This is a genomic window from Streptomyces sp. NPDC005820 (assembly GCF_040630255.1).
Lineage (GTDB): Bacteria > Actinomycetota > Actinomycetes > Streptomycetales > Streptomycetaceae > Streptomyces.
In genome coordinates this window covers 1-7890 of record NZ_JBEXXE010000106.1, presented here as the reverse complement: position 1 = coordinate 7890, position 7890 = coordinate 1, and the positions used below count along the sequence as shown (strand labels likewise).

General features: G+C 72.8%; 6 protein-coding genes. 1 reads left to right on the top strand and 5 read right to left on the bottom strand.

Translation table 11 applies throughout. The features are described 5' to 3' along the window. Window positions 1-157: 157 nt before the first annotated feature. Entirely contained in the window at window positions 158-1072 is a 915-nt protein-coding gene (locus tag ABZ464_RS51690; RefSeq protein ID WP_359289940.1) for a DMT family transporter, read from the bottom strand. 243 nt (window positions 1073-1315) lie between these two features. Between ABZ464_RS51690 and ABZ464_RS51685 the strand changes: the two genes are divergently transcribed. Beyond that, window positions 1316-2149, top strand: coding sequence for a class I SAM-dependent methyltransferase (locus ABZ464_RS51685; protein WP_359289937.1), 834 nt, complete (start codon window positions 1316-1318; stop codon window positions 2147-2149). Between the two features lie 170 nt (window positions 2150-2319). Here ABZ464_RS51685 and ABZ464_RS51680 read toward each other — a convergent pair whose 3' ends face one another. The 4 genes from ABZ464_RS51680 to ABZ464_RS51665 form a co-directional block, all read right to left on the bottom strand. Continuing rightward, window positions 2320-3570: a glycosyltransferase gene (locus tag ABZ464_RS51680; RefSeq protein ID WP_359289935.1), complete on the bottom strand. Its 1251-nt coding sequence runs from the start codon at window positions 3568-3570 to the stop codon at window positions 2320-2322. A gap of 149 nt (window positions 3571-3719) precedes the next feature. Further along, the gene (locus tag ABZ464_RS51675; RefSeq protein ID WP_359289933.1) at window positions 3720-4304 is read right to left on the bottom strand and encodes a DUF6434 domain-containing protein; all 585 of its coding nucleotides are present in this window, start codon (window positions 4302-4304) and stop codon (window positions 3720-3722) included. 114 nt (window positions 4305-4418) lie between these two features. After that, the gene (locus tag ABZ464_RS51670; RefSeq protein WP_359289931.1) at window positions 4419-7283 is read right to left on the bottom strand and encodes a type 2 lanthipeptide synthetase LanM family protein; all 2865 of its coding nucleotides are present in this window, start codon (window positions 7281-7283) and stop codon (window positions 4419-4421) included. A gap of 129 nt (window positions 7284-7412) precedes the next feature. Continuing rightward, window positions 7413-7610: a DUF6229 family protein gene (locus tag ABZ464_RS51665; RefSeq protein ID WP_359289929.1), complete on the bottom strand. Its 198-nt coding sequence runs from the start codon at window positions 7608-7610 to the stop codon at window positions 7413-7415. Window positions 7611-7890: the final 280 nt, after the last annotated feature.

Here is a 7890-nt window from a genome sequence, read left to right as displayed (position 1 = left end):
CCGTCGTCGGGGCCGAGGCCCGACATCGCCTCGGCGGCGGTGCCGTAGGCCGCGGTGTAGTTCATCAGCTCGCGCAGCTGGGACAGGGTGGAGGATTCCTGCCGACGGGCAGGAACCACCCCCCCGCGTGTTCTGTGCTGTCGTTGCTTTGTGTGCGCTACCGGCGCCGGCGCGCCTCCTCAGGAGCCACCAGTGTCCGGGTGAGCGGAATCCGCGACAGGGCGAAGACCCCGGCGGCCATCAGCGTCACACCGCACAGCTGGGGCAGCAGCCACCACCCGGAGCGGACGACCTCCTCGTACAGCGTGATGCCGAGGACGAGGCTCACCGTCGCGTCGCCGAGGGTGAGCGCGGGCTGCGAAGCGACCAGGGGGCCGGCCTGCATCGCGTTCTCCAGCAGGAACAGCGCGCACACGCCGGTCGCGGCGAACGCGTACGTCTGCCAGGCGGAGAGGAAACCCACCAGCCCCTGCTCGTCGAGGATGTGGGTGGAGGACTTCATCAGCGCGGCGGTCACCGCGTAACTGATCGCCGTCGCCGCACCCAGGCAGGCCGCCCGGGCGCGGCCCTCCGGGCGTCGCAGGGCCGCGAGGGCGAGGACGACGACCGTCCCCATGCACACGGCGAGAGCGGGGATCCAGCGGTCCAGCGGCACATGGGTGCGGTTGCCGGTGGGGGAGGCGGCGGCGAGTGCGACCGCGAGGCCGGCCACCACCGTGACCACCGCGAGCCAGCCCCTGCCCGGCAGATGCCGGTGCATCAGTACGGAGGCGGCGATGAGGGTGAGGGGCAGCTCCAGCACGAACAGGGGCTGCACGATCGTCAGCGGCCCCGTGGCCAGTGCCACCGCCTGGCAGACGGCGGCGGCGATCACCGCGACCATGCCGGCCAGCCAGACGGGCCGACGCAGCAGATCGAGCATCAGCCCGGCCCGCAACCCCGAGGAGCGCGGCACGCTGAGAGCCGCCTTGCGCTGCAGCACCGTCGCGAGCGCGTTGCTCAGGGCCGCACAGATCGCGAAGACGACGGGGAACGCGGTGTGCAGTGCGGCCACCTCCGTGATCGCGGGCATGAGACGCCGACTGTGCTTGCTCCTGTCATGGTCGCCCGGACGGGACGCGGCCGCGATCGCAGTCTGCGACGCAGCACGGTCGATCACCGCCCCCTCCGCCCCGCCCCGAGTCCCGGCGGCGCGCGGCGAAGCGTGAGACAGTCGTAGGAAGCGCCGGAGTCGGCGCTGCTCGGGTGGACGCGTCCGGGCGCCGGCCACCGCCCGGGACCGTACGCCCACGGCACCGCAGCGGAGGGATCCATCATGTCCGAGTCGAGTGACGCGGCGCAGGCCGACCGGGCCCTGAAGGCCAAGCATCGCGCCCTGTGGGCGCTGGGCGACTATCCCCTCGTCGCCACGGACGTCGTCCCGGACCTGGGACCCGTGCTCGTGCGCGAGAGCGGCGTCCGGCCGGGGACCCGGGTGCTCGATGTCGCGGCCGGTTCTGGGAACGCCGCCATCCCCGCCGCCCTCGTGGGGGCCGAGGTCGTGGCCGTGGACCTGACCCCGGAACTGCTCGAGGCCGGACGACACCTCGCCGAGGAGCGGGGCGCCGAGCTGGAATGGCGCGAGGGCGACGCCGAGCAACTGCCCTTCCCGGCCGCGGACTTCGACACCGTGGTGTCCTGCGTCGGAGTCATGTTCACCCCGCACCACCAGCAGGCGGCGGACGAACTGGTCCGCGTGTGCCGCCCGGGCGGGACGATCGGCCTGATCAACTGGACTCCCGAAGGGTTCGTCGGGCAGATGTTCACCGCCATGCGCCCGTACGCGCCACCGCCACCGCCCGGCGCGCAGCCGGCGCCGCTGTGGGGCGACGAGAGTCATGTGCGTGCTCTGCTCGGCGACCGCGTGAGCGGCATCGACGCCCGTCGCCGTATGCTCCGCGTCGACCGCTTCTCCAGGCCGGAGGAGTTCCGGGAGTTCTTCAAGGCCTGCTACGGCCCGACCGTCGCCGTCTACGGCTCGCTGGCCGACGACCCCGACAAGGTCACCGCCCTGGACACGGTACTCACGGATCTGGCCGCCCAGCACCTCGCGGACGGAGCCATGGACTGGGAGTACTTGCTGGTCACGGCCGACAAGAACCCCGGCTAGCGGGAGGTACGAGTGCCCTGGGCGCCCTGAGGGCCAACGGACCCACCGGGCGCGCAACCGCGTGTCGGTGTGCGCGGCGTGGTCGCGATCAGGGCGGCCGCGCGTTCCAGCCCCGGGCGCTCCTCCGGCATGTGCGGGGTACGCCAAGCGACTTGACGTACCCAAGAGCCTCAGTAGTTCTGGTTCTCGCTCTCCGCGGTCAGCCACTGCATGTGGTCGTGGAACTGCTGCCCCGCCTGCTGGAACAGCTGGTGCTCGCCGGCCTGGAGGCTCTGGACGCCGAATTCGGAGCTGAGGTGCTCGTCGACCGCCCGGATGAGGGCGAAGGGACCGGTCGCGGCGGGGCCGACCATGTGGAGTTCCTCGGCGTTCATCTCCCCGACGGACGTCGCGATCTTCCGGATCATCATCTCCATGACGGCGGAGTTCTGCTGCGCGATGATGAAGTGGTTGCCGTATCCGCCCGTGTCGAGGAGGTAGCGTGCCGCCGTCCTGATCTGCTCCGAGGTCGGCGCACCCGTGACGGGCGGTGCCCCCACCGCCGAGAGGGGGGCGTTGAGACTGCTCTGGTCACGGATGAGCGGTCCGAGGGCCGGGATGTCGTTCTCGCGGAGCCTCGGTTGCGTGTCCTTGAGATCGATCGTCCCGGACCCCAGGTCGACGTCGGCGTACACCCCGCCATGCTTCTTGAGGATGCAGTACCGGGCGATGTCGGAGGCCAGGGGATAGGCCTTCGTCGGCCCCGCGGTGGCCTTCTCGTACGTGGCCGCGACCCGTTTGTCGAGGGCGTCCTCGATGCGCTTGAACCCGATCGCCTTCGTCCAGGTCACCTTGGCCGTGTCGCCCACCGACCAGGCACTGCGCTTGTCCGTCCAGAGATTGATGCGCCAGTCGGTGTTCTGCGCTTTCTTCGCCCACGCCAGGACGTTGTCGAGGGCGTCCTTGCTGATGTGGCCGCCGATCCAGATGAAGTGGACCAGGGACGGGATGCGCGGGCGTTCCTGGGCGGGGGCGGCGGCCTCGGCCACCACCTCGCGAAGGTTGGCGAGGTAGGCCGGCTGCGGAACCAGCGCTTCGAGACGGTTCATGACGAGGGAGACCGCCTCGTGGTTGCCCTTGACCATCGAGTCGAAGACGAACTGGCGGACTTCCCGCTCGTCGCCGGAGTCCACGGTCTGCGGGCCCGCGCCCGCGTCCCCTTGGTTCGTGACATGGAGCGCGGCGCGCTGGACGGCCGGCATGCTCCCGGAGACGTCCGACCGCTGCACCTCGACCAGCCGGGCGACCGCGGCATTGCCCGCAGCCGACTGAAGCGCCGTCACACCGCCCCGGTCCACCGGCGCCCCGGGCGTCCAGCCCCGCGCACCGACCGCCCGATGCACCGGCTTGGCCTTGGGCTTCTGCTGCGCGGATGCGTTCATCGCCAAGTGCTCGCGCGTCAAAGGATCTCCTGAACTCATGGTGGACGCCCTCGACCCGAAGCAGTCCTCAAGGACACCCTCGACAACCGACGACCGCGCCACAAGGACCCCATGGCCCGACTCCGGGGCAGAGTCCGGTGCCCGTGCCGTCAGTCGCCGCTGAGGGGTTGGGGGAGTGCGCGGTGGGCCTGCCAGGCTTCGAGGGCCTGGGCGCGGGTGCCGGACGGATTCCGGCGGTGCCAGGCGCTGGTGAAGCGGTTGTACTCGAACTGCGCCTCGATCTCGCGGGGCCGGGCAGCGTCCGGGCGGGTCGCGTGCCAGTGGGTGACCGCCTCCGCGAGGGTCCGGCCGGGGTTGAGCGCGACGAAGTCGCGCATGAAGGCGTCGAAGTGGAAGCCGGGGCCGATCGCCTCGAGGAAGTACCTGCGCAGGACCTGGCTGCACCGCTGGCCGACCGGGATCACGGTGTCGCCGTCGACGGGGTCGGTCAACTGGGCGGTCGCCGGGCGGCGGCGGGCCGGGGCGGCCGGCAGGGGCAGGCCGTCCAGCGCGGCGGCGAGCCGGGCGGTGAGGGCCGTCTTGCCGCCGTGTCGGGGGATGTCCAGCGTGCGGGCGAGACCGGTGAGCTCGTCCAGCGTCCAGTACCAGCGCAGCAGCTCGGCACCGGTGAGCTCGGCCGTCAGCGGCGGCCTGGTCGGGACAGCCGTCGCACTGGTGTTCTGGTTCTCGCTCATGGCGACATTCTGCCGGGCCGCTTCATGGCGTCCCTCTGCCGGGCCGCGCCCACGGCCCGCGGCGGACTCCGGCCAGGGCCGTGCACCTGTGGCACCGCCTGTCGGCGACACGCCTCACCCACGTGTGCCGTGGTCCAGGAGGAGAGGGTCGGGGAGGTCCGCGGCGGGGTGCATGCGCAGGAGGGTGTGGACGACTCCGGCCAGGCCTGCCATGAGGCTCGGGGAGAAGGCCTCGCGGGCCAGGCCGCCGGTGGGGCCGCGTTGTTCGAGGCTGGTGAGGATCTCCGCGTCTAGGCGGGTGGTGCGGTCGGGATCGAGGGCGGTGAGGAGTTCCCAGAGACCGAGGTCGCCGTGGCAGAGGGTGTGGCTCCAGCCGAAGCCGTCGGCGGCACAGGCGCGGGCGGCGCGGCGGGCCATGTCGAGGCGGGCGGGATCGCCCGTGCGCCGGTGGAGGTCGAGCATGGCGATGCCGATGCCCGCGCTGCCGTGGCACCAGCTGGTGAAGAAGTCCTCCTCGGCGCCGACGCGGGCGTCGAGCCAGTTGCCCTGGCCGGGCTGCCAGAGGGACTCCTGGTAGGCGAAGGCCTGTTCGGCGAGGTGTCGCCAGCCGTCCCGTTCGGCGGCGGTGCCCGCGTCGCTGAGGGAGAGCCGGGCCAGGGCCCAGCCGATGCCGGTGGCCCCGTGGGCGAAACCGCCGATGCCCTGCGGGTTGAGCCGGGTGGTCCAGCGGGCGCCGGCCGTGTCGTGGACGGCCAGTGCGGTCAGCCGTCGGCCGACGCGGGCGGCGGCGGCCGACCAGCGGTCCCGTCCGGTCGCGGCGGCCAGGCCGAGCAGCGGGACGACGGCGCCGGCGGCACCGTTGAGGAGGTCGACCTCGACGTCGTTCTCGACGAGGGGGCCCTGTGCCAGGGGGAGAGCGCGCAGGGCGGCCCTGCGCAGCAGCCAGGGCTCGCCGAGGACGCGGTGCAGCGCCAGCCACGTCCACACCTGGGACGCGGCGCCGCTGAAGGCTCCTGCCGAGGGCGGTGTGGGCGTCTCGTCCTCGGTGGCGACCAGGACCCGTAGCGCTCCGTCGAAGGTGTCGGTGACCCCGGGCACCTCGTCCGCCCGTCCGGCCCGTACCTCGGCCCCGTATTCGGCGAGTGCCAGGGCGACCCCGCCCTGCCCCGTGTAGAGGTCGGCGGGCAGCACCCTGATGGACCATCCGGCGGGCGTGAACACGGGGCTGATCCAGGTCACGGTGGAGTCCGGGCCGCGCACCGCACCGTCGCACAGGCGCCGTACCATCTGCGCCGCCAGGTCACGACGGCGCCGCTCCCGGTTCCGGGCGTGCGGACGGTGGGCGGCGGCCCGCACCCGGCCGGGCAGCGACCGTTCGTTGAGGTAGGCGCCGACCAGGGCGTCCTGGATCACCGACTCCTCCAGTGGCAGGTCGGCCGTCCGCCAGTCCCGTACGGTGGCCGCGACCGCGGCGGAGTCCACGGTGAAGGTGCACATCGGTACGTCGCCCACGAGGAGGTCGGAGATCTCCCCGTCGATGGCCACACGGTCGGTGGGCGCGCCCGGGAGCACCTCGGCGTTGCGGCGCAGGATGTCCCGGGCCCGTTCGACGGCCGCGGGCTCGTCGTGCAGCGACGCCGGGTGCCACAGCATCCGGCCGATGTCGACATAGGCCTGCGTGGGCCGCAGGATCCGCCGGGCCTCGGCGCCTTCGAAGCGGCGCAGCAACCGGTGCGGATCCGTGCCCGGGCGTCGCAGGTGCGCGGTCATCTCGCGGAACCCGGCGAGGACCCGGTCCCAGTACGCGCTCAGGACCGGGGCGGGGCTCGGGTGGTTGCCCGCGGTGGGCATGGCGACCAGGCCGACCTCGAAGCGGGCGGCGCCGGTGCCGCCCTCCGCGATCACCGGGTGGGGGATCAGCGGCTGCTGGCCGGGCAGCGCCCCGACTCCGGAGATGTCGACCCCGCCGAGCGCGAAACCGGTGCCCCGCACGGGCAGCAGTCCGGTGCGCAGCACGGTGCGGCGGATCGCCGCGGCCGCCACGTCCACCGCGTCGCCGCGCCCGCTGGGCGGGAACGGGGCGGGGGAGTCGAACAGGGTCTCGGCGTCGACGACGACCGGCACCGGACCGGCCGCGATCATGTTCTCGGCGTGCATGTCGGTGCCGCCCGTCAGCCGCAGGACGGCCAGCCAGTGTCCGACGTTGCGGTAGAAGACGGCGAGTTCGGTGTCGTCGGCGCAGTAGCGGTGGTGGACGAACTCGGCCCAGCCGTAGCCCTCGCGGGCCAGTGTGCGCGGCACCCGGATGCGCTCGTCGGGCGCCGGGGCGTCGGCGAGGTCCGCGAACAGCTCCTCCAGCAGCCCGCCCAGCGCCACGTCGATCCGGGACGACCGGGGCTTGTACATGACGCTCGTGTCGTCGAAGTCGACCCGGCTGACGGTCAGTCCGCCCCGGTGGGTGTCGCCCGCCCCGAAGGTCACACCCCGCAGCGGTCCCGCGTCGGCTCCGCACAACGGGCGCAGCAGCTCCCGGTCCGCGGCGAACCGTTCGGCGAAACCGGCCGTCGCGGCCACCGACATCCCTGCGACCGACGCGATCCGCCGCCCGACGACGGGATAGCGGCCGGCCAGCCGCTCGAGATGGCCCTCCTCGGCGGCCAGCTCGATGAACGCGGCCCAGGTGGCCGTGTCGGACGATCCGGTCCCCGCTTCCGGACCGGCCGCCCCACCGTCCGTCGCGATACGCAGCGCGTGGAGTTCGAGGAGGAACAGCCGGGAGAGCTTGGCGTGCAGGGACCTCAGCAGCGCCGTGTGACCGGCCGCCAGCACCACGTCCCGTTCCCCGGCGCCGAGGGCGTCGACGTCCGCCAGCCGCCGGGCGAGCTCCTCCCGCCAGGGGCGGGTCAGCGTGCGGACGGGGCGGGCGAACCATTCCGTCTCGTCCCTGTCCACCGGCTTCACCGGAGCAGAACCGTTCACCGTCCACCGTCCCTGTTCCACCAGTTGTGCGCCGGCCTGCCCGTACGTCCGGAAGGAGCGGGGGGAACCGCGCGCCCGGCTCCGCACCGGGACGGCGCGGTTCCCCCACTCACGTGGTGACCCGGGCGATCAGCAGCACCAGCTGCCCTGCGACCCGCTCGGGCTGGAACAGAAGCCGTAGAGGGAGTCACTCGGGTCGGTGAGCGCGGCTTCGGCGGCGGCGCCACCGACGTAGAGCGGCCCCGCGGGGTTGACCTGCCCGTACGCGCTCTCGGCACCCGACAGCCAGGCGTCGAGCACGGCGGTGTGAACACTGATCTGCGGCATCGGCGGCCTCCGGAGACGGAAGTTCGGAACGGAAATTCGGGACGGATTGCCCAGCCCCGAGTATCGCGGCGATGGAACATCCGTCAGACGGCTAATCCGGCCACAGTCGGGTGGGGCCGACGGGACGCGACGCCATCCCCGGGGCGGGCGGGAGCCGGTGTCCTCCTCGGCCGGGCACTCCGCTCTGCCCATTACCTTCCTCGTAGAGCCCGGTTCGGGCTCGTGGCCTTCAGGGCCGGTATGACTCGTTGCCCCTGTCCTTGATGATCCGGGGGGTGCT

Coding starts and splice junctions, on each gene's coding strand:
- ABZ464_RS51680 (WP_359289935.1), bottom strand. CDS start 3,570: ATGAACGCATCCGCGCAGCAGAAGCCCAAGGCCAAGCCGGTGCATCGG.
- ABZ464_RS51675 (WP_359289933.1), bottom strand. CDS start 4,304: ATGAGCGAGAACCAGAACACCAGTGCGACGGCTGTCCCGACCAGGCCG.
- ABZ464_RS51685 (WP_359289937.1), top strand. CDS start 1,316: ATGTCCGAGTCGAGTGACGCGGCGCAGGCCGACCGGGCCCTGAAGGCC.
- ABZ464_RS51690 (WP_359289940.1), bottom strand. CDS start 1,072: ATGCCCGCGATCACGGAGGTGGCCGCACTGCACACCGCGTTCCCCGTC.
- ABZ464_RS51665 (WP_359289929.1), bottom strand. CDS start 7,610: ATGCCGCAGATCAGTGTTCACACCGCCGTGCTCGACGCCTGGCTGTCG.